This window comes from Pseudomonadota bacterium (assembly GCA_034660915.1).
Taxonomy (GTDB): Bacteria; Desulfobacterota; Anaeroferrophillalia; order Anaeroferrophillales; family Anaeroferrophillaceae; genus DQWO01.
Genome location: JAYEKE010000236.1, coordinates 33,664 through 55,319 on the forward strand (window position 1 = coordinate 33,664; position 21,656 = coordinate 55,319).

The following is a 21,656-nucleotide window of genomic DNA, read 5'->3' on the forward strand; positions in this document are numbered from 1 at the left end:
AAGACAATCGGCAATAATCACTTTTTTTGCTCTCTACCAGGAGTTCATATTGACATCATGATAAATTTGCTTCATTATTATGACCGTCAACCCATGAGGAAAGGAGCGCATCATGAAAACAAAACTTACCATTCTCTGCGAAAATTCTGTGGGAATACCTTTTGGCGGTATTGGTGAACATGGCTTTGCCTGTCATGTCGAAACAGCAGAAGGGACTTATCTTTTTGATACCGGTCAGGGGCTGGGAATAACCCAAAACGCTGCCGTGCTGCAGAAAGACCTGAGCAAAATCGACAACATCATGATCAGTCATGGACATTATGATCATGTCGGTGGCCTGCCGGCGGTCTTGCAGCATCGCGGTCCGGTGGATGTTTTCGGTCACCCGGATATGTTTGTGGATCGCTTCTGGGGCGAAGCCCAGCGCTTTATCGGTATTCCTTATCGACGTTCATACCTCGAATCATTGGGGGCCCACTTCAAACTGGGCCGGAAGATGATTGAAGTCGGCCCATCAGTTTATCTGACCGGAGAAATCCCGCGCCAAACCAGTTTTGAAACCGGTGATCCCCAGATGACCGCCTATACAGCTGCGGGAGAAAAACAACATCCTGATCCTCTCTTAGACGATCTTTCCCTGGTCATTGACTCAGATAAAGGCGTGATCATCGTTCTGGGATGCGCCCACGCCGGCATGGTAAATATCATCCGTTATGTGCTGAAAGAAATGAACCGGGACCGTATTTACGCCATCCTTGGCGGCACTCACTTAGGTTTTTCCAGCGATGAACAATTTAACGAAACCATGAAGGCCCTTGACCAGTACCAGATAGAATTACTGGGCGTTTCCCACTGTACCGGCCTGGGAAAATCGGCCCAGATTTATGCCCGCATGCCTGAGCGATTTTTCTTTGGCTGTGTCGGCGCCACCCTGGAAGGATAAATGTGAGTACTATAACTGCGGAAATCAACCGGATTGCCAATCAACGGCTGCATGGCGGCCGCATCAGCCTGGCTGAAGCCCTCTTTCTTTACCAGGAAGCCGACCTTTTCACCCTGGGAGAAATCGCCAATGATGTAAACCAGGAAATGAATGGCACCACTGTCTTTTATAATATCAATCACCACATTAACCCCACCAACATCTGCGTCAACCAGTGCCGGTTCTGTGCCTACAGCAAGTTGGAAGGGGAAGAAGGGGCTTACGAACAAAGTATCGCTGATATTCTGGCGGAAGTTAAAAATGCTGAAGAACAGGGCATTACTGAGTTTCATATTGTTGGCGGTCTCCACCCGCACCATCCGTTCAGCTTTTATCTGCAGCTGCTGGAGTCCCTCAGGGAAGCGCACCCACAGATCACCCTGAAGGCTTTTACTGCCGTCGAAATTGAATATTTCAGCCGGATCAGCGGCCGGTCAATTTCAGACGTTTTGCTGCAGCTCAAAAATGCCGGGCTGCAGGCCATGCCTGGTGGAGGCGCGGAAATTTTTGTTCCGGGAATCAGAAATCAGATCTGTCCGGAAAAAATCAGTGGTGTTAAATGGCTGGAAATCATCTCAATTGCCCATGAGCTTGCTATCCCCACCAATGCCACCATGCTCTATGGACATATTGAGTCCATCACCGACCGTCTTGACCATATGGAACAGCTCCGTCAGCTGCAGGACCGCAGCGACGGTTTCCAGGTCTTTATTCCCCTGGCCTTCCATGCCACCAATACCAATATCAGAAAAATGGGGGAAACCAGTGGCGTTGACGACTTGAAAACCCTGGCTCTGGCCCGACTTTTCCTCGATAATTTCCAGCACCTGAAAGCCTACTGGGTCATGCTGGGAGAAAAAATCGCCCAGGTGGGTCTTAATTTCGGCGTCAATGACCTGGATGGAACAGTGATCAAGGAAAGAATCACCCACGCTGCCGGGGCTAAAAGTGCTAAAGGTCACAGTGAATCATATATCCGTAACCTAATCACTCGCGCCGACCGGCAACCGCAGGAACGAGATACCTTCTACCAAGACGTTAGGCTGTCTTGAAAAATTAGAATTTTTGTTTGAGTACAAGGCAGGCGAAAATTATAACCACAGGAATATATTTACTATTTTGAGGATTATAATTTGAGCCTAACGCCTTAATCGAGCAAAAAGGCCATTTTTCAAGGTAGCCGTTAATCGTTGAATTTCAATCGACACACAGGAAGATCATGAATGAGCGCATTTCCCGATCGGAGGCCCTGCGGCTTTTCCAGGAAGAAGAACTTCTTTCTCTGGGCCAGCGAGCACATCGCATCCGCCTGACCAAGAGACCTGAGGACCAGGTCACCTTCGTCATTGATCGCAATATCAATTATAGTAATATCTGTATCTGCCAGTGCCGATTCTGCGCCTATTATCGGGAAGAGACCGATCCCGAAGCCTATGTTCTGGACCAGGAAACCTTACATCAGAAAATCGCTGAAACCGTTGATTTAGGGGGCACCCAAATCCTGCTCCAGGGCGGCCTTCACCCTCACCTGACCATTGATTATTATGAAAACCTGCTGGCAGATATAAAAAATAATTTTCCGACTATTCAGATCCACGGCTTTTCCGCCCCGGAAATCTGGCACTTCAGCCAGCAATCCAACCTGGAACTGGAAGAAACCATTTCCCGATTGAAAGCGGCTGGACTTGGCTCCATTCCCGGAGGTGGAGCGGAAATTCTGGATGACCGGGTACGCAGTCACATCAGCCCCAATAAAATCGGCTGGGAACAATGGATGCAGGTAATGGAACTTGCCCACGGGCAGGGACTTCGATCTACCGCCACCATGATGTTCGGCACGGTTGAAACCCCGGGGGAGTTGGTTGATCACCTGCTCAGGGTCCGTGAACTTCAAGACAAAACCGGCGGCTTCACCGCCTTTATTCCCTGGAGTTTTCAACCTGACAATACTGATCTCTACAATGAAGTTCCGATCGCCGCGACCGGAGTTGATTATCTGCGGGTCCTGGCCCTGTCACGTATTGTCCTGGATAATATTGATAATATCCAGGCATCCTGGGTAACTCAGGGTGCCAAGATGGCCCAGGTAGCCCTGTATTTCGGGGCCAATGATTTCGGCAGTACCATGATCGAAGAAAATGTGGTGGCTGCTGCCGGAGTCCATTTCCGCATGTCACTTGAAGAGATGGTCAGCACCATAAAAGAGGCCGGCTTTACGCCGGCCCAGAGAAACACTTTATACGAGATTATCAGGAAATATGATTAAAGACTCAACTTTCTGAGTTACACTTAAAACACCTGTCTGCCAACAGGCAAGGCTGCAAAATTTTCCAGGGATGTTCCGGCATGGCTCTCGCTCATTCTCGCCGGCCGTCCATGGCCGGCTTCCGAGGCGTCCGCCGCGAATCACATCGTGTGATTCGTTCGGCGGCCAATACCGCTATGAGCCAAGCCCGAACATCCTGCTAATATGTCCTTGGCAATGCAACTCAGAAAGTTGAGTAAAGATTAACTCACTGCCTATCTCAGGTTATAGAACAACTCCTTACCAGGGAACCGGGCCTGTTCTCCCAGCTCATCTTCAATACGCATCAGTTGATTATATTTACAGATTCTATCGGTGCGGGAAGCTGAACCGGTTTTAATCTGGCCGGTATTGAGCGCCACGACAAAATCAGCAATGGTAGTATCCTCGGTTTCACCGGAACGATGTGATACCACGGCGGTATAACCGGCTTTTTTAGCCATTTCCACCGTTTCTATGGTTTCGGTCAAAGTCCCGATCTGATTCAGCTTGATGAGAATGGAATTCGCTGATCCTTCTGCAATCCCCCGAGCGAGCCGTTCGGGGTTGGTGACAAAAATATCATCACCAACAATCTGGATCTGTTTACCAAGACGGTCCATCATCAGCTTCCAGCCATCCCAATCATCTTCATCCAAACCATCTTCGATGGAAACAATCGGGTATTTCTCCACCAGATTGGCATAAAAGTCCACCAGCCCGGCGGCATCCAACACCTTGCCTTCAGCATCCAGATGATACTTGCCTTCACGGTAAAAAGTACTGGCAGCCGAATCGATGGCAATCTTGATATCCTTACCCGGTTCGTAGCCCGCCTGGCTGATAGCCTCAACTATCAACTGGAATGGTTCCTCATTGGAGGTCAGGTTCGGGGCAAAACCGCCCTCGTCACCAACAGCGGTATTGTATCCTTTTGCCTTGAGGACCTTCTTCAAATTATGAAAGGTTTCCGCCCCCATCTGCAAGGCCTCGGCAAAACAACCGGCGCCAACCGGCATAATCATGAATTCCTGGATATCAACATTATTATCGGCATGCTGACCGCCATTAAGTATATTCATCTGCGGCACCGGCAGCAGATGGGCATTGACCCCGCCAAGATACTGATAGAGAGGCAAGCTGAGAAAACCGGCCGCGGCCCTGGCTGCTGCCAGAGAAACACCCAGGATCGCGTTAGCTCCGAGTTTCCCCTTATTGGGAGTCCCATCCAATTCAATCATTACCTGGTCCAACTCCCGCTGCCGGGTGGCATCAAAACCGATGACTTCCTCAGCAATGATATCATTGACATTATCAACCGCCTGCAAAACCCCCTTGCCCAAATAACGGTCCTGGTCGCCATCCCGCAGTTCAACCGCTTCATGAATCCCGGTAGAAGCTCCGGAAGGCACCGCCGCACGCCCTACCGCACCGCTTTCCAGCAATACCTCTACTTCAATGGTGGGGTTCCCCCGTGAATCCAATATTTCCATGGCTGCAACATCAACAATAAACGGCATAACTTGACTCCTTCCCGCCTGGCATCAACCAGAATCATCAGATTGATCAAAATTCAAATAGCTGTAATTGATATAAAGCAAATTTTTCACCAAATAGCAAACCAATCCTGCAACAAAATTAACTGCAAGAGGTAAAATCTTATGATTTACCACCCATCCAGTCATGAAAACGGTACGAGTGGTAAGCTTGGGGATCATTTTTACGAACGTCATCGTCATCTAAAGAGATGCTGACATTTTCCAGATAAGAGACCATCAGCTGGTAGGCATGGGTAATTTCTGCCAGAGTTGAGGGTTCATCCCCGTCACCGGCAGGAGAGGTTGCATCAGGATGGAAACGCTTGGCTAGAAAGATATATCGCTCACGCAGAGCTTTTAATGAAACACTATCACCAAGGCCAAGCACTTCCCTGGCCCGGAGGATCTCAGCTAAGTTTGACATAGTCTGAATTCAACGTCGAAGACCGGCTACAAGACGAAGAGGATGGAGAAATAATTCCAACGCTGCCCCGGTTGACGGAACAATAAGGTCGGCATGGGTCATGGTCAGGGGATGAGCACCTTCCGCACCAAGAACACAGATGCCCAGGGCTGCACTTTGCAGCATCAAATGATCATTGTAACCGTTTCCCACCGCTGCCAGCGAAGAACTATTCCGGGAATCGATAAATTTTTTCTTCTCCAGAAAACCAGTCCGCCCCTTGAGTTGGCAGATCTCCAGCGGCAATCCGGCAAACATTATCGCCGCCGTGCCAAAGGTGTCGGCAGTCAGGACATAAACCTGCAGATTCCCGGCCAGGAGTATAAGAAGCTCGCGATCCCTTGCAGCCAGCTCGCCATCCACCGTCAGGGTGCCGTTCATATCAAGGACAATCCCCTCCAGGAGAATATCACTGCGACCGGGGATTTCAAGCTTTAGCATTTCCCACCTCACAGGGGGTAGTAATCCGGCGGAAAATATATTCGGAAGCCGCCCTTTTCATGGCTTCAGGCCCCATGAGTGAACAATGTTTCTTCACTTCCGGCAATCCTCCCAGAGCATCCACGACGGCCTGCGCATCAACTTCCAGGGCATCGCTAAGTAATTTCCCCTTGACCAGTCCAGTAAAGATGCTGGTGGTGGCAATTGCGTATGGACAGCCAAAAACCCGGGCGGCAATGTCAACAATCATTTCATCTTCCAACAATAATTGCAGCTCGATATAATCACCACAGCCATCAGGATCGCCACCTCGACCAACCACCGTGGGCTTTTCCATCTGTCCCATATTCCTGGGGTTAGTAAAATGATCGCGAATTTTAGGATTTATGATTGCCATTTTTATCCCCGGCCAATATAAATATGATCATGCTAAAAAAAAGGTTACACCCTCATGGACGGATTCCCTGACTGTTCCCTCATTTTTTAACAAATCAAGAAACTTGACGACTTCCGCCGGAACCATCGCGCAGGAAGATGCCAGATCCTGAACTGTGCAGGGCCGGCGTTTAAGCGTATTAACAATCCGTTGCCGGCTATCCTGTTGACTGTAATTCAATTGGTTGCTGCTGAATGAAGCAATGATCTCCGCCCGCTCCCCCCAGCGTTTCTGCACCTGCTGCAAAAATTCCAGGGATACCGATTGCGCCTCCTGATAGGCACCAGGTCGGACAACTGTATTGAGCTGGATTTTATCCGGTCGCAGATCCTGAAAGGCTTTTGTCAGCTCCTCTACCTCAGCATCAGAATCATTAATCCCCCGACAAAAAAGAATTTCCAGCCATATCTTGCCCTTAAATTCCTCTCTAAGAGCTGATAAACCGGAAATTATTGCCTTGATATGCACCTGGTCAACGGGACGATTCAAATGTTTAAAAACCCCGGGGGTTGCAGCATCAAGGGAGGGCAGGATCACATCTACCGGCTGAACAGCTCGGCGGACTGCGGGATCATCCATAAGTGAACTGTTGGTCAACAACGCCAATGGCCTGCTGGTAATATCTTTTATCCCCAAGACAATATCAGCCAGATTATTATGCAGGGTCGGTTCACCCGAACCGGACAGGGTCACATAATCACAGGAAGAATCGCCAGCCTCCTGAAAATAATGCCGCAACTCATCCAGCACGGCCATGGTGGGGACATATTCCCGTCGCTCACGGGTATGAGTAGTTGTTCGTCCCAATTCGCAGTAGAGACAATCAAAGGAACAAACCTTGTAAGGAACCAGATCAACACCCAAAGACAGCCCCAGTCGGCGCGATGGTACAGGACCAAAAAGATACTTCATAAACAGACCGTATTTTATAAAAAAGACTCTTTGAAAATGTAATTAATCTTCTGAAAGATAAGATTCCACCATAGCCTGCTGTTTATGCCCCTTAATGACAAATTTCAGCTTGCGGATTCCCTCGACTCTCTTCACCGCCTGCTTTATATCATCACCCAATTTGAAAATCAATGGGCAGACCGGTGATGATGGTTCAAGGGTAATGGTGACCTCCCCATCATCATTTACCGTCAATTGGCGCAGTAAGGGAAGGTCACTAACCGGCATTCCGGTGGAAGGATCTCGAACAGCAGCAATTGCCTGATTTATTTTTTCTTTCAGGGAAGAGTCAGACACTGTTTCCTCTTTTATCAAGCCATCATTTGTTTTTCCACTTCCTGCCACATTTTTCTTACCACCCTGGTAACCGCCCCGCATTCGAAATCAATAACATTCTGCCGGGCCACCAAGGCTTTGTTCACCAGCGGCTCAAAGGGAAGCTCGCCAACTATCGCGATCCCAAGATGAGCGCAATATTCCCGGATTTTCTGGGTATTCACCAGGTTGATGGAATATTTATTGATACAGACCTGCACCGGAATCTGAAAATGGCGGCATAAGTCTACCACCCTTTCCATATCATGGATTCCTGAAAGGGTCGGCTCAGTGACAACCAATACCAGGGACGTACCGGTAATAGCCGCCGTCACCGGACAGCCAATACCCGGAGGACCATCATTAACAATTAAAGACAATCCTTCGTCTTCTGCCAGTTTTTTGGCCTGCTGACGCACTAAAGTTACCAGCTTCCCTGAATTATCCTCGGCAATACCCAGTTTGGCATGTACCATCTTGCCATATGGCGTTTTAGAAATAAACCAGTTGCCATTCACCGAGTCAACCATGGAAATGGCCTCTTCCGGGCAGGCGAAAGCACAGAGGGCACAATTATCACAGGCAAAAGAATTGATAGTATAGCCCTTATCCGGATCCAGGTCAATGCCGTTAAAACGGCAAACCTCCTGACAGGTACCACATTCAGTGCAGATTGACTTGTCCATCACCGGAGCACGACCGCCGATAAATGATTCCTGACGCAAAACTTCCGGTTGCAAAATCAGGTGTAGATCCGCGGCATCAACATCGCAATCCGTCATAATTTTATTTTCACACAGGGAAGCAAAGGCAGCGGTAATTGTTGTTTTTCCCGTGCCGCCTTTACCGCTGATAATGGTCAATTCTTTAATCATACTTGCAACTCCTTGTGAATGGCAACCAGTAGTTGTCCAAACTGGTCTTTAGCTTCAGAATTCTCGGTCACATAGGGAATACCCTTGGAATAGGCAAAAGCCAGATCCCGATTAAGGGGGATTTCCATCAACAGGGGAATATTTTCCCGTTGGCAATATTCAACCACCGACTGATCACCACTGTCTGAACGATTAATAATCACTCCGAAAGGTATCTTCATCTGCCGGACAACACCGACAGCCAATTCCAGGTCGTTAAGCCCGAATGGAGTTGGTTCCGTTACCAGTAAGCAAAAGTCAGCCCCATTCAGGGTCTGAATCACCGGACAGGAAGTTCCAGGAGGAGCATCCATAATAACCGTCCTGGTCGGCTCAGCATAGGTTTTAGCTTTTTTGATCAGGGGCGGAGACATGGGTTCGCCAACATTAAGCACACCCTGACAAAAAACCAGATCCTCACCTTCCTGAGGAACAACGCCTCTTTCCACCACTCCAATAATTTTCTCTCCCTCGCTAATGGCCTTTTCCGGACAAACATAACTGCAAACTCCACAGCCATGGCAGAGCTCGGGAAAAACCATCACCCGGTCTTTCAATACCGCCAAAGCATTAAACTCACAGTCTTTCGCGCAAATACCACAATAGGTGCAGAGAGCGCTATCAATGTGAGGAAGCGGAACCCCGACATCCTCTTTTTGCTGGATTTCGGCCTTGAGAAAAAGATTTCCATTAGGCTCTTCCACGTCACAATCAATATACTGGGCCTGGGGAATGGAAAGGGCAAGATTCGTGGCAATGGTTGTCTTGCCCGTCCCTCCTTTACCACTGGCAACCGCGATAATCATGAATATTTCTCTCCTGTTTCCAAGCTGATAAATGCCATGCCCCAAGTTACAAGCATAACATTCGGCTCCGCAGCCCGGCTAAACGACAGATTTTTTCGGGCTGCGGAAACCAGATTAAACCAATGTCTCCTGAAAAAGAGAATCAAAGGCACCTGTCCCTGAGGGTTGAATACGCTCAGAGACAGATCAAAGATTACAAAAAACGATCTTCTACCAGCGGCTTCGCCGACCGGCAGAGCGACCACGACCGCCACCAAAGGCTCGACCACGGCCGCCGCCTCTGGGCAAGCCGCCACGACCAGCCCCGTAATATACCGGCTGGCCGCCAATTGGCTGCCTAACCAGAGGACGGGAAGCTACTTGGCCAACTGCAGGACGGGCGCAATAACCCATCCCGCCACCGGTCATCGATCCTTGACCCTGGGGTCCTGTTCCATCAAATCCTGGCATAGTTGTCACCTCCTTCTCGAAATTTTTCGTTTTATAACTTCGCAGTTACAAGCTGTAACAGTTTAAAATAGATACTTATGCGGATAATTCCCTATCAGAAATTGCCTCGCCGGCCACCGCCGCCGCGTCCACCTCCACGGCCGCCGCCCATTCCCCGACCACCGCCGCCCATTCCCCGGCCGCCGCCCATTCCAGGGGCAGGGGGAACAACACCCTGAGACTGAGTCATTCCCGCATGATCCGCGACATTTGGACCAGTTGATGATTGCAGGCTTCCCTGTTCAAAATTTTTAACCGCTTCCCCAACCGTTCCTGAGGCTCCTGTCACCACCTGAACCCCGGCATCCTGAAGAACGGCAAAGGCGTTAGGCCCGCAATTTCCCGTCAGCACCGCCTTAACCCCTTTACCGACCACCATCTGGGCTGCCTGGGTTCCGGCACCACCGGATGCACCTTGAAACTCATTCGCCAAGGCTTCCGAACTGCCGGAATCCGAATCATAAATGATAAAATACTGACAACGACCAAAACGAGGATCAACCTGGGCATCCATGGTTGAACCGCTTGAACTCACTGCTATTTTCATGATCTTTTCTCCTTCCATCTACCTGTTTATAGGATGGACAAACCTAATTCGGTTGTCTTTTTAAGCTGGCCGATTTAATCAGCCGGTTGTTTTTGCTGTAATTGATCTTCCAATTGCTTAATTCTCGCTTCCAACTGCTCCAAGTTCTGCTGCCATCCGGCAGCCTGCTGCTGCAGAAACTGCAATTCAGCTTGGGGATCATAACCGTAAGCCTGGGGACTGCCATAGGGCATCCCCGGAACACCACGGTTCCAACCGCCAAAACGAGGGCCGTAGTTATAAGGACCGGGAACACCGGTGGCGCAGTAACCGCGTCGACCGCCGGTCATTGCCCCCATACCCTGAGGTCCTGTTCCATCAAATCCTGGCATCTGTCTCACCTCCCATGATTTTCAGCCGCGTTTTCCCATCATACGCCGACTATTAATTTATGCCGAATTAGGCTTGTCTAACTACACAGGTAAAAAATTTTAAAATCGCTGCAAGCGATATTGCTGCAGCTGCCCTTCCTGATATCGTTGCAAGGCGATAGAAAATGGCAGTTCAGCCGGGGTCAGATAGATGGGAGTCCCTGTCGCCTCGAGAATTTCCAGGGCTTTCGGCCCCACCTGCCCGCTCACCACCACTGCCACATCCCGATTTATAAGCATCTGAGCCGCCCCGGTACCGGCACCCATCGAGGCGCCGGCTGCCGGATTGGCCACATATTCAATCTCACCGCTCTGATCTTCAAGCAAAGCAAAGAAAGGACAACGACCGAACCGCGAATCCATCATCGCTTTCTCATTATTGTTGTCTACACTGAAAGCAATCAGCATACGTTAACCCTCAAAAATAACATCAATGCTCATGGCCACAGCCGGCAGCTCCGGAAATTTTTCCATCCAGATAGGCCTGCAGTACATTGCCCACATTTCCCCCGACCCCGGTTGCGACTTCGATACCGAATCCCTGAAACATTTCAATGGCTTTTGGCCCCATGCCCCCGGCAATCATGACATCGGCACCCAGAGATTTAATAAAAGTCGGCACCTGGCCGGGAACATGCTGCCCAAAATAAGGATTTTCAACCATCTCGGTTTTTTCAATCCGGTTATCATCCGTAACATAAGCAACCACATAAGCCGGACAGCGCCCGAAGTGCATGCTCATTTCACCATCAAGACCATTTTTGTCATTGGCCGCCAACGCTATCTTTCTCACTATTTTTCTCCTGCGTCTTTTAAATTTAAACTCTTAAAATCACAACGATCCATTATTCTTCAATAAAACACAGATTCTCTTCTCCCGTAGCCCAGGGACTTTCATATTTATTCAAAAAAACAAATTCACAGATAGGCTTACGGGAAGGCGCCCTGGAAGGGGTTTTCTCCGGATAGCCTAAAGGCATCAGGGCTACCAATGACACTCCAGCGGGAACTGAAAGCACTTTTTCGGCCGCCGGGGCATCAAAAAGTCCCAAAGTTACCGACCCCAACCCCAAAGAATGGGCAGCCAGAGCTAGGTTCTCACTTGCGAGGCCCACATCAAACATATACCAGGAGTCACCCTTATTGGTAGCCGCTTCACCATTGTAATAGCCTGAAAGCTCGTGTTTCCCCAAAATTGCCATGACCACCGGGGCCTGGAGTAATAATTTGCGAGCAGCATTCTCTTCCGGAACAGTCTGGACCAGCTGCTCTTTCACCCCCTGATCCCGAACGACAACAAACTCCCAGCATTGGGTATTGGCCCACGAAGGAGCGTACCGAGCCGCCTCAATAACTTTCTGCAATGTTTCGTTGTCAACATCCTGATCTTTAAATTTGCGAATACTACGCCTGGTCAGTAAACATTCTAAAGAATCCATCGCTCCCCCCTGCTATTGATTAAAAGTAGATTATTTCTTATCCTTTTTTTCCGTAAATGAAAGACATTTATCAGCAATCTGCTTTAAATTCTGCGCTGCCTGCGACTCGGGAAAGGCAATCACATACGGTTTCCCAGCATCACCGTTCACCACAATCTGGGGATCAATGGGAATGCGACCCAGAAAGGGAACATTCAGCTCTTTAGCCGCCAGCTCTCCACCGCCCTTTTTAAATAAATCAATTTCTTTCCCACAGTGGGGGCAAACAAGACCGCTCATATTTTCCACAATACCAATCACCGGAATTTCGAGCTGCTGGCTGAAGACCACCGATTTACGGGAATCAAGCAGGGCTACCTCCTGAGGAGTAGTAACAATGACACTGCCATCAACGGCCTTAAGCACCTGAGCAACACTCAAGGGCTCATCACCGGTTCCCGGTGGCAGATCCACCACCAGATAATCCAAATCACCCCACTGGACATCAGCCACAAACTGCCTGATAACCGTGTGTTTTAACGGCCCCCTCCAGACAACAGGATTATCTACACTTTCAAGCAGAAAAGCCATGGAAACCACTGACAGACCAGGAATAAACTCCATGGGTAAGATTCCGCCTTCGGTAGCCTGCAGGCGCGATTGTTCCAAGCCCAACATCTTCGGCAGATTTGGACCATGAATGTCAGCATCCAGCAATCCAACTTTCAAACCCTGCTGTGCCAGCGAAACCGCCAGATTCACCGCGACCGTACTTTTACCAACTCCACCCTTACCACTCATTACCACTATCGAGTGTTTTATGTGGGTCAACCTTTCCTGCAGCTGTTCTTCCTCGCGACGCTGCTTCTCTTCAGCCGAGCAGCTTTCGGCACTGCCACAGCTGCTACATGATGCCCCATCGGCACAATCACTCATTTGCATCCTCACTTTCCATAATAAATTTTTAAAATTTTCACTGTATTATCACTAATTTGGCACAAAAAGCAATAGTAATAAAATCAAAAACAGCCCAACTGGCACGAAATAATTTTCAATTCCAACTCATCAATAAGTTCTCCAACCGCCTTCCGGCTAAGGTCGTATTCCCTGGCAACCATCTCTGCCTGAGCACAAGTTATCTTTCCCTCCACACTCAACTCTTTTATCTTTTTCTGCACTTCATCACTCATCCTTGGACTCCTCTAACTTCTCATTGCCTCGCTGGCGACATCGCCGTTGAATTTGATAATAACTGGAATTACCTTTTAAGGCACAATGTCTACAACAATGATGCTCTCGACAAGTCTGCTGACGAATTTCCCAACAGGGAGCAAGCTGCAATAATTTCTGCAAACCGGAGATATTAACCCCTTCTTCATGTATCAACCGCCGCAAGCACTGCAGCCAGCTTACATCATTGCGGGAATAAAAACGCTTCCCCCCCCTGCGTGAGGGAAAAAGTAAACCGGCCTTTTCATACAATCGCAAAGTCCGCGGATGCACCTGGAGCAAATCAGCCACAACTCCTATAGAATACATGGGATAATCATTATCCGCAACCGTACCTTCAATCATCAGCTACTCTCTTTCCTCAACTATCAGTATTAATATAACCTGTAAATGGATATTGTCAAGTCAAAAAATAAAATATCAGAAATGACTTGCAAAAAATACATACATAATTTACCAATAGCTATCCGGACAGGAGGTAATAAAAGCTTATGAAGATAGGAATAGTTGATGGACAGGGAGGTGGCATCGGCAGTGCCATTATCCGACAGCTGAAGGAAGTCTTCGGCGAAGAGGTGGAGATATGGGCGCTGGGTACTAATGCCATTGCCACGGCCGCAATGATGAAAGCCAGAGCAAACCGGGGAGCCACCGGCGAAAATGCCATTATCCAAAGCATTGTAAAAGTTGACATTATTCTTGGAACTATTTCCATTATCATGGCCCATGCAATCATGGGAGAACTTACTCCGGCAATGGCCACCGCTATTGCTGCCAGCCCGGCAAAAAAGCTCCTGCTACCCCTGTCCCAGGAAAATATTAAAATTATCGGTATTTATAAAGAGCCGTTACCCCACCTCATCGATCTCATGGTCAAAATGCTGCAAAAGGAGTTTAGGGAAAATGTGTGAAGCCAATGCATACCTGAAGAAATCCGAGGAAGAGAGCCTGATGGTCATGGAAAATGTGTACAATCTGAAACCAGAAAGCGGGAAGATTCTGCTGGAAAACATATTTGGCGAACAAAAACTTATTGACGCGGAGATACGTCAGATATCACTGATGGAACATAAGATTCTTCTTGAGTCCAGCAAATAAGAATATCATGGTGGGAATTTACTGGATTACATCCCACCGTCCAGAACGCGACGGATTACAAATAAAATCATCTGTTAGTTAGATCATAATTTTTTCAATTCATCAAAAGCTTCCCGAATAAATCTTTCACCCCGATCGGTTTTACATACATACCTTATTCCTGAAATCGTCCTTGAATGCGTAGAGTCATCTTTTATCGTTTCTACTTTTGCCTCAACAACACACATGCCACTGTTGCTATCCATCTTCTCACAAATGATTTCGGCATTACACCTAATAGAAATATTAAGATCATTTTTTTCACAAAGTGAAATCATGATCTTCGGGTTTGATCGTATGTTTGCTGTAGCCTGATGACCTAAGCCAAGAGCAAGCAAAAGCGTTTGAGGATCCTTGGCAATGATAAGATGTACAGGCGTGGTATTCGGAAATCCATCCTCAGAAACTGTGGCCACAACAACTGTCGATTCTTGAGCATTGAATTGCTCCATTGCCATATCATCAAGAAAATTCCCAAGATTTTTTGACATATATTCTCCTGTCTGAATGCGATTTTAAATCTATCCACAATGATGGTTTCTTTTACAATATTATCTTCTTATCTTTATTATCTTCTTATCTTAGCAGCAAGTGAATTTTAAGGATATTCATTGATTTATAATCAAAAGAACCACTACCGTCACAAAGACAACCATTGCAATATTCGGTCCCATGGTATGCATCAAGAATAATTATGCGGATCTTCCCAGACACCAACCCCTCACAACCGCAAAACATCAATATCATCGATGTTCTAAAACCTCTTACTTTAACCTAAATTAAGCGATTAGCTTTTAGCACTTAGCGATTAGCTCAATAATTACAAGATATTTAATATTATACATATTCACCCGATGGGTTTTGTTACTAATCAACGTAAAGCCCTGATTTCTAAAAGCTAATGGCTAATGGCTAACCGCTAATAGCTCAGCTTAGGTTTAAGTTACAGCATGAAAATTCCACTGAAAAATACCCATCAACAGGGTTTTCGTGACACTCAAAAACAGAATCCTAACATACACCTTACCCCCCCCCTATACATATACAATGTATACACATGTATACATTGTATATGTATAGGGAAGCAATCACATTATCACATTCCATAAAGATATTCTGCCAACCAGAAAAAACCTTTTGTTTTTAGACAGATAGTTATTTAAAAAAGATTTGTAATTATGCCTATTTATTCATTGTTTGGCATGATGGTTGCAGATATCTTAATTGCTTTTCCAGTCATTTCAAGGTAGCAACTACTGCGTTATGTATTTTAATTGTATAAACTAACATCAAAAAGGAGTGAAAACAATGATCGATTTTACCTTCACCGAAGAACAGGAACTATTCAGAAAGGCAGCCCGTGAATTTGCGGAAACCAAGGTAGCACCTAAAATCCCTGAGATGGAAGAAACCGGGAAAGTAAACGATGAAGTAGTTAAGGCTCTTGGGGAAGCTGAGATGATGGCGTTGACTATTCCAGAAGAATATGGTGGTCTGGGACTTGGCTATACGGCTCGCTTGATTGCCCTGGAAGAAGTAGGAAGAGTTTCCTGCGCCGTCGCAATGATGTTGCAGGTTTTGGCGTTGGGAATAGAACCGATTATCAAGTTCGGCAATGACGAACAGAAAAAGAAATACCTGCCCGGCCTGGCAACAGGCGAGCGGCTGGCAACCGTGGGAGTAACCGAGCCAACCGGAGGCTCCGACCCTACCGGAGGCCGGACAGTCTACAAGAAAGATGGCGACGACTACATTATTAACGGCCGCAAGTGCTTTATCACCAACTCCCATATCGCTGATACCATTACGGTCCTGGCCAAAGACGACGAAAACCCGAAAGCCTTTTCAACCTTTATCGTCGAAAATGATACGCCAGGGTTCAAACCCGCCCACGAGGAGCACAAAGTCGGCATGCGCGGATGCAACACGGGCTGGTTAATCTTTGAAGACTGTCGGGTACCGAAGGAAAACCTCCTTGGCGTCGAAGGCAAGGGTCTGAAAGTGGCCATGAGCGCCATCGGTGACGTTGGTCGCGGCGGCATGGTCGGCTGTTCGCTGGGTGTGCTCACCGCCTGTCTGGAAGAAGCCATAAAGTTTGCCAACGAACGGATACTGTACGGCAAACCCATAATCAAGTTACCGGCCATTCAAAACAAGATAGCAGAAATGAAACTGGATCTGGAAGCCGGCCGCCTTCTCGGATACCGCGCGGCCGCACTGCAGGACAAGGGAATACGGTGCGACACGGAATTTGCCATGGCTAAATATTACACTGCTGAAACGGCGCAGAAAGCCGCGAAGATGTCCGCCGATATCCATGGCGGCTACGGCTGCATGAACGAATACGCCATCACCCGTTATCTTCGGGACTCCTTTGTGCTTGGACCATCAGCTGGAACTTCTGACATTATGAAGGTTATTATCGCCCGTTCAGCACTATAGATAGATGTAGTGCCCATCTGGAATCAATTGACTCCAGATGGGCACTAGACAATAAACAAACTCAAAAGCCCGTAACATCTTCAATAAGGCAACCACTCGTCCAACAAGAACGTGGAGAGCTGGATTGCCAACCCGCGATCTGCCTAGAAAAGGTAACACAATGTTTAAGATTGTCGTTTGTGTCAAAGCGGTGCCTGATCCAAAAAGAGCATCTGAAATAAAGATAGACCCTCGCACCAAAACCCTGACGCGAGCCGCTATCCCCCTGGTGATGAACCAGCTTGATAAGCATGCCATGGAGGCTGCCCTGACATTGAAAAAGCAGCAGGGCGGTGAGATAACCGTTATCAGCATGGGGCCTCCTCCGGCGTCCGCAGTCGTCAGAGAATGCCTGGCAATGGGGGCCGATCATGGCGCCCTGCTTTCCGACCGCGCGTTTGGCGGTGCCGATGCCTATGCCACGGCCTACACGCTGGCAGCCGGAATTGAAAAAATCGGCGCCGCCGATTTGGTTCTCTGCGGTATGGCCAGCAGTGATGGCAGCACGGAATGGGTAGGACCGCAGTTAAGCGTGTTTCTTGATTTACCCGTTATCACCGAGGTCACGGACATAAGCAAACCGGATGGGGAGTGGTGGCAGATCAAAGCCCACGTTGACAACGGATATCGCCTCTTGAAGGTGCGCCTGCCGGCAGTGCTGGCCGTCACCAGGGAGCTCAACAAACCCAGGGCCATCAGCTTTTCGGGTATTATCAAAGCGAGAAAGAAAGAAATACTGACGTGGGACCTCGATGCCCTGGGAAAACCAGCGTCATCATTGGGACTGTCCGGCTCGCCGACCATCATTTCAGACCTGAGGACTTCCGAAAACAAGAGGGAGGTTGAGCTCATAGAAGGAACAAGAGAAGAAAAAGCCGACCTGCTGGTACGAAAACTGGCAGCAGCCGGCTTGCTGTGAGGAGGTTCATCGTGGGAGGCTCAACAGGACCCGTATGGGTTTTTGCGGAACAAAACAAGGGAACCATTCTGCCGGTGTCGCTGGAGCTTATCGGGCGGGCAAGAGGGTTGGCCGACGACCTGGGAACGACCCTGGAGGTTATCGTTTTAGGGAAAGACGTCCAGGACCAGGCCCCGATTCTCTTCAATGCCGGGGCTGATACCATTTTTCTGGGAGATCATGCCGAACTGGAATACTATCAGGCAGACTTCTACACGCAGAGCATCGTCGAACTGGCAACAAAGCGCAAACCGGAAATTTTTCTGCTGGGGACCACCCCCGCCGGCAAGGAACTGGCACCTCTGGTTGCCGCCAGGCTACAAACGGGTTTGACGGCCCACTGCATCGACCTGAAGCTGGATGAAGAAAAGCGACTGGAGCAGATAATCCCGGCGTACGGCGGGCTAATCTCGATTGTCTGCCCGGAGAAGCGGCCGCAGATGGCCACCATTGCCAAGGGTGTTTTTCCAAAACCGGATATCAGCGTAGAAAAGCAGGGCCAGCTCGTGCACCTTGACATTGCGGCCATGGAAAATCGCAGCGTGGAATTGCTGCAGGTTGTCCGCGAGGAAGAAGAGGGTGTAACGCTGGAAGATGCGGCAACCATCGTTGCCGGCGGCGCTGGTGCCCGCGATCCGGACGGCTGGCAGCAGATCGCGTCCCTGGCGGATGAGCTGGGTGGCGCTCTGGGAGCGACCCGGCCTCCTGTTGATGAAGGCTGGATAGAACTGGATAAAATGATTGGCCAGAGCGGCAAGATGGTGTCACCCGACCTGTACATCGGTGTCGGTCTTTCAGGCGAGCTGCAGCACATGGTGGGGATTACCGGTGCCAAGGTTATGGTTGCTATCAACAACGAACCAAAAGCCCCGGTTTTTGAGCAGGTTGATTATGGAATTGTTGATGACTGCAGGGAATTTCTGCCGGTATTTATTGATAAAATACGAAAATATAAAGCTGATAATGGTATCAGTTAGTTTCACCATAATAACCTTTAATTAGTAAAGGAGAATAATAATGGCTATCAAGAATCGAAACGACTATCTGGCATCACTCAAAAAGCTACGGCCGAATATCTATAAGTTCGGCGAACTTATTGAAGATGTCACCACCCATCCGGCAACTAAAAGAACCGTGGAAAGCCATGCCAGAGTCTATGATGGAGCCAATGATCCTGAGCTGGCGGATATCTACACTACGACATCGACCTTCACCGGTGAAAAGATTCTGCGTTGGAACTCCATGATGACCAGTGCAGAAGACTTAATTGCCAACATGAACATGAAACGACTCAATTACCGAAGAACCGGCAGCTGTACCGGAGCCGTCTGTTGTGGCTGGAACGGCATGAATGTCATGTGGGCAGTAACCGCTGATATTGACGAAAAACATGGCACTAACTACCATCAAAGACTGGAAAAATGGATAAAAAATGTCGAATGTGAGGGGCTGGCTGTGGCCGGTGCCCTGACTGATTCCAAAGGAGATCGCAGCAAGAAACCATCGCAGCAGGAAAATCTTGATGCCAACATCAGGGTAACGGAAGTTCGGGATGATGGTATAGTTATTCGTGGAGCCAAGGTAATGATTTGTGGAACGGCGGCTTCAAATGAAATTTTTCTTCTCCCTGGTGGGGTTTACGGTGAAAGTGATCAGGATTTTGCGGTTGCCTGTGCCGTCCCACGGGATATTGAAGGATTGACTATCATTGAAGCGACCCACCCCAGTGACCGGCGGGAATACGAACCAGAAGCGGAATTTGAAGTTCCCGATACCGGCATTACTCAGGGATTCCTTTTGTTCGATGATGTATTTGTTCCCAATGAACGGGTCTTCATGTGTAAAGAGTTTAAATATTGTGCTAAAATTATCGGTTTCTTCACCGGTAATTATCGTTCTTGTATCGGTGCCTGCGTTGCCGGTCAGGGAGACGCCATGATCGGAGCATCCATTGTCCTGGCCCGGGCGAATGGCCTGGCGTCAAAGACTTTCATGCCTAAATTGATTGATATGTCGATTAACAATCAGGTTACCTATGGACTTGGAGCAGGATCTTGTGCCACCGGTTTTAAGCATTCATCCGGTGCATTTTTTGCCGATCCACTCTCAGCTCACACCAATAAGGTAATGGTTGCCACGCTACCTTATGAAACCAAACGGATTGCCCAGGATATCGGCGGCGGCATCGCGGAAACCGGCTGCATGCCATCCCACAAAGATTTCACGAACGAAGACTATGGAGAAGATATCCAGAAGATATTCAAGGCCGGGGCGCCGTCCGCGAAAACCCGCTTTAAGGCCGCCCGTCTCATAGAATGGCTAACACTAGGAGCCGGGGTTCCAGGATGTATGCACGGCGGCGGCTCGCCCGATGGCGCAAAACTGCTCGTCAGACTACTCACCCCATGGGAAGAGTTTGCCGATCATGCTAAAAAGTTGATCAATATTGACGAGGAGGTTCAAGATCCGCCAAAGCCGAAAAGATAGAAGCATAAGATAAAATCCGGTGGTTCAACGCTGATTCGCGGCAATAGTTTGCCAATCGCAAATCAGCGTTGGGCCGCCTGAGATCGACCGTTATAGATCGATCTTTTTTTGTTGCCAATGAAAGGTAGAACAGTGTGCTAAAATATCGCTAGTGAGATTATTTGATTTTAATATTTCTACTTAATTAAGCTAGTTATAAGGCATAAGCCTTTTTATTGATACGAGATTATTTTTTCTACCGCATATTGTAATATTGAAAAAGCCAAAAGGATGAGGGGGTATCATGACTGAGTATCGTAAGTATTGGGATGAAGAATTAGAAACCATGCCGAGGGAAAAACTCAAAGAATATCAGCTGTCACTGCTTAAAAATATGATGGAGCTGACGTACAATAAGTCGCCTTATTATCAACGGGCCTTTAACGAAAAAGGCGTCAAGCCGGAAGATCTGAAAAGTCTCGAAGATCTGAAAAAGTTTCCAACGGTTAACAAGAAGGTTCTCAGGGATCGGCAGCAGGCAGTACCCGACTTTGGAGATATGATTTGCGCTCCAGAAAAAGATTTTGTTTTTTTGAGCGCATCCAGCGGTTCTACCGGGGTCCCCACCGCATCTCCCTTTACCGGTCAGGACTTTGAAGATTTCCAGGATTTCCAGGCTCGCTTGTTCTGGTCTTCCGGCATGAGGCCGACTGACCGTTATTGTCATGCTCTTAATTTCACCCTTTTTGTCGGTGGTCCGGATGTAATCGGTGCCATGAAACTTGGGGCTTTGACCATCTGGGCGGGAACCATCCCGTCTGAAAGATTATTGGCAATTTTTAAAACCTGGAAGCCCACCGTTACCTGGACAACTCCTTCATATGCTTGGTTTCTGGGTGAATCAGCGAAAGAAAACGGTATTAATCCCGCCGATCTGTCGATCAGGAAAATCTTTGTCGCCGGGGAGCCGGGTGGTTCGATTCCGGAAACCAAGCAGAGCATTGAAGAGTTATGGAATGCCCATGTGTATGACTATTACGGTCTATCGGATATTTTCGGGGCTTGTGCCGGACAGTGTGAATACAAGCAGGGCCTGCATTGGGCGGAAGACCATATTCTGGTGGAAGTTGTTGATCCAGATACCGGCGAAGAGGTTCCGGAAGGAGAACGGGGTGAAATGATTCTCACCTCACTCAAAAAAGTGGCCCGGCCTTTGATTCGTTTCCGGACCGGAGATATCGTATCTTATACCACGGAACCTTGTGCCTGCGGACGAACTCACATGCGCCTGAACGGAATCCACGGACGTTTGGATGACATGCTTATTATCAAGGGAGTCAACGTCTTTCCCAGTGATATCGAAACCGTTGTCCGGCAGAACAACTCCTTG

The 21,656-nt window shown here is 48.4% G+C and carries 29 protein-coding genes; 11 read left to right on the forward strand and 18 right to left on the reverse strand.

All coding sequences use genetic code 11. The features are described from left to right. Positions 1-112 precede the first annotated feature (112 nt). The 4 genes from U9P07_13300 to U9P07_13315 all read left to right on the forward strand — a co-directional run bounded on the left by U9P07_13300 (position 113) and on the right by U9P07_13315 (position 3,451). Positions 113-943: an MBL fold metallo-hydrolase gene (locus U9P07_13300; protein ID MEA2110380.1), complete on the forward strand. Its 831-nt coding sequence runs from the start codon at positions 113-115 to the stop codon at positions 941-943. A 2-nt stretch (positions 944-945) separates the two neighbouring features. Next, on the forward strand, positions 946-2,034 hold the full coding sequence (gene mqnE, locus U9P07_13305; protein MEA2110381.1) for an aminofutalosine synthase MqnE: 1,089 nt from the start codon (positions 946-948) through the stop codon (positions 2,032-2,034). 167 nt (positions 2,035-2,201) lie between these two features. Beyond that, the gene (gene mqnC / locus U9P07_13310; protein MEA2110382.1) at positions 2,202-3,248 is read left to right on the forward strand and encodes a cyclic dehypoxanthinyl futalosine synthase; all 1,047 of its coding nucleotides are present in this window, start codon (positions 2,202-2,204) and stop codon (positions 3,246-3,248) included. A gap of 80 nt (positions 3,249-3,328) precedes the next feature. Beyond that, on the forward strand, positions 3,329-3,451 hold the full coding sequence (locus U9P07_13315) for a hypothetical protein (protein MEA2110383.1): 123 nt from the start codon (positions 3,329-3,331) through the stop codon (positions 3,449-3,451). 51 nt (positions 3,452-3,502) lie between these two features. On the opposite strand, the gene eno is transcribed toward U9P07_13315, so the two are convergent. From eno to U9P07_13400, 17 genes are all read right to left on the reverse strand, one after another. Further along, positions 3,503-4,786 (reverse strand): phosphopyruvate hydratase, encoded by a 1,284-nt coding sequence (gene eno / locus U9P07_13320; protein ID MEA2110384.1) that lies wholly within the window; start codon positions 4,784-4,786, stop codon positions 3,503-3,505. 139 nt (positions 4,787-4,925) lie between these two features. Then, a complete protein-coding gene (locus U9P07_13325; GenBank protein MEA2110385.1) occupies positions 4,926-5,228 on the reverse strand; it encodes a J domain-containing protein in 303 nt (100 codons plus the stop codon). 9 nt (positions 5,229-5,237) lie between these two features. Then, complete coding sequence (locus tag U9P07_13330; protein MEA2110386.1) at positions 5,238-5,708, reverse strand: ATPase P; 471 nt, start codon at positions 5,706-5,708, stop codon at positions 5,238-5,240. Further along, a complete protein-coding gene (locus tag U9P07_13335) occupies positions 5,695-6,105 on the reverse strand; it encodes an iron-sulfur cluster assembly scaffold protein (GenBank protein MEA2110387.1) in 411 nt (136 codons plus the stop codon). The genes U9P07_13330 and U9P07_13335 overlap by 14 nt, the downstream gene beginning before the upstream one ends. 27 nt (positions 6,106-6,132) lie before the next feature. Further along, positions 6,133-7,056 carry a radical SAM protein gene (locus U9P07_13340; protein ID MEA2110388.1) on the reverse strand — a complete coding sequence of 308 codons (924 nt, stop codon included), beginning with the start codon at positions 7,054-7,056 and terminating at the stop codon, positions 6,133-6,135. Positions 7,057-7,098: 42 nt separating this feature from the next. Next, positions 7,099-7,392, reverse strand: coding sequence for an iron-sulfur cluster assembly protein (locus tag U9P07_13345; protein MEA2110389.1), 294 nt, complete (start codon positions 7,390-7,392; stop codon positions 7,099-7,101). A gap of 14 nt (positions 7,393-7,406) precedes the next feature. Beyond that, a complete protein-coding gene (locus U9P07_13350; GenBank protein MEA2110390.1) occupies positions 7,407-8,285 on the reverse strand; it encodes an ATP-binding protein in 879 nt (292 codons plus the stop codon). Continuing rightward, on the reverse strand, positions 8,282-9,130 hold the full coding sequence (locus tag U9P07_13355) for an ATP-binding protein (GenBank protein MEA2110391.1): 849 nt from the start codon (positions 9,128-9,130) through the stop codon (positions 8,282-8,284). Before U9P07_13355 ends, U9P07_13350 begins: the two co-directional genes overlap by 4 nt. A 210-nt stretch (positions 9,131-9,340) precedes the next feature. Continuing rightward, positions 9,341-9,580, reverse strand: a complete 240-nt coding sequence (locus U9P07_13360) for a DUF5320 domain-containing protein (protein MEA2110392.1) — start codon at positions 9,578-9,580, stop codon at positions 9,341-9,343. Between the two features lie 94 nt (positions 9,581-9,674). Then, the gene (locus tag U9P07_13365) at positions 9,675-10,166 is read right to left on the reverse strand and encodes a NifB/NifX family molybdenum-iron cluster-binding protein (protein MEA2110393.1); all 492 of its coding nucleotides are present in this window, start codon (positions 10,164-10,166) and stop codon (positions 9,675-9,677) included. A gap of 74 nt (positions 10,167-10,240) precedes the next feature. Continuing rightward, positions 10,241-10,537 carry a DUF5320 domain-containing protein gene (locus U9P07_13370; GenBank protein MEA2110394.1) on the reverse strand — a complete coding sequence of 99 codons (297 nt, stop codon included), beginning with the start codon at positions 10,535-10,537 and terminating at the stop codon, positions 10,241-10,243. Positions 10,538-10,636: 99 nt separating this feature from the next. Then, complete coding sequence (locus U9P07_13375; protein ID MEA2110395.1) at positions 10,637-10,984, reverse strand: NifB/NifX family molybdenum-iron cluster-binding protein; 348 nt, start codon at positions 10,982-10,984, stop codon at positions 10,637-10,639. Between the two features lie 22 nt (positions 10,985-11,006). Beyond that, on the reverse strand, positions 11,007-11,369 hold the full coding sequence (locus tag U9P07_13380; protein MEA2110396.1) for a NifB/NifX family molybdenum-iron cluster-binding protein: 363 nt from the start codon (positions 11,367-11,369) through the stop codon (positions 11,007-11,009). A gap of 52 nt (positions 11,370-11,421) precedes the next feature. After that, positions 11,422-12,015 (reverse strand): nitroreductase family protein, encoded by a 594-nt coding sequence (locus U9P07_13385; protein MEA2110397.1) that lies wholly within the window; start codon positions 12,013-12,015, stop codon positions 11,422-11,424. Positions 12,016-12,045: 30 nt separating this feature from the next. Further along, positions 12,046-12,930, reverse strand: coding sequence for an Mrp/NBP35 family ATP-binding protein (locus tag U9P07_13390; protein MEA2110398.1), 885 nt, complete (start codon positions 12,928-12,930; stop codon positions 12,046-12,048). An 83-nt stretch (positions 12,931-13,013) separates the two neighbouring features. Further along, positions 13,014-13,184 carry a hypothetical protein gene (locus U9P07_13395; GenBank protein MEA2110399.1) on the reverse strand — a complete coding sequence of 57 codons (171 nt, stop codon included), beginning with the start codon at positions 13,182-13,184 and terminating at the stop codon, positions 13,014-13,016. Beyond that, positions 13,177-13,569 (reverse strand): MerR family transcriptional regulator, encoded by a 393-nt coding sequence (locus U9P07_13400; protein ID MEA2110400.1) that lies wholly within the window; start codon positions 13,567-13,569, stop codon positions 13,177-13,179. The genes U9P07_13395 and U9P07_13400 overlap by 8 nt, the downstream gene beginning before the upstream one ends. A gap of 146 nt (positions 13,570-13,715) precedes the next feature. On the opposite strand from U9P07_13400, the gene U9P07_13405 reads away from it, so the two are divergent. Both U9P07_13405 and U9P07_13410 read left to right on the forward strand, forming a co-directional pair. Further along, positions 13,716-14,135, forward strand: coding sequence for a DUF3842 family protein (locus tag U9P07_13405; GenBank protein MEA2110401.1), 420 nt, complete (start codon positions 13,716-13,718; stop codon positions 14,133-14,135). Continuing rightward, complete coding sequence (locus U9P07_13410; GenBank protein MEA2110402.1) at positions 14,128-14,322, forward strand: CooT family nickel-binding protein; 195 nt, start codon at positions 14,128-14,130, stop codon at positions 14,320-14,322. The genes U9P07_13405 and U9P07_13410 overlap by 8 nt, the downstream gene beginning before the upstream one ends. Before the next feature lie 83 nt (positions 14,323-14,405). On the opposite strand, the gene U9P07_13415 is transcribed toward U9P07_13410, so the two are convergent. Then, positions 14,406-14,852, reverse strand: a complete 447-nt coding sequence (locus tag U9P07_13415) for a pyridoxamine 5'-phosphate oxidase family protein (GenBank protein ID MEA2110403.1) — start codon at positions 14,850-14,852, stop codon at positions 14,406-14,408. Between the two features lie 817 nt (positions 14,853-15,669). Here U9P07_13415 and U9P07_13420 point away from each other — a divergent pair. The 5 genes from U9P07_13420 to U9P07_13440 form a co-directional block, all read left to right on the forward strand. Next, a complete protein-coding gene (locus U9P07_13420; GenBank protein ID MEA2110404.1) occupies positions 15,670-16,803 on the forward strand; it encodes an acyl-CoA dehydrogenase family protein in 1,134 nt (377 codons plus the stop codon). A gap of 160 nt (positions 16,804-16,963) precedes the next feature. Beyond that, a complete protein-coding gene (locus U9P07_13425) occupies positions 16,964-17,761 on the forward strand; it encodes an electron transfer flavoprotein subunit beta/FixA family protein (protein MEA2110405.1) in 798 nt (265 codons plus the stop codon). 11 nt (positions 17,762-17,772) lie between these two features. After that, on the forward strand, positions 17,773-18,777 hold the full coding sequence (locus U9P07_13430; GenBank protein MEA2110406.1) for an electron transfer flavoprotein subunit alpha/FixB family protein: 1,005 nt from the start codon (positions 17,773-17,775) through the stop codon (positions 18,775-18,777). A gap of 40 nt (positions 18,778-18,817) precedes the next feature. Next, positions 18,818-20,287 (forward strand): 4-hydroxyphenylacetate 3-hydroxylase N-terminal domain-containing protein, encoded by a 1,470-nt coding sequence (locus U9P07_13435; protein MEA2110407.1) that lies wholly within the window; start codon positions 18,818-18,820, stop codon positions 20,285-20,287. Between the two features lie 283 nt (positions 20,288-20,570). Continuing rightward, positions 20,571-21,656, forward strand: a 1,086-nt coding sequence (locus U9P07_13440) for an AMP-binding protein (GenBank protein MEA2110408.1), incomplete at its 3' end; no start/stop codon positions are given.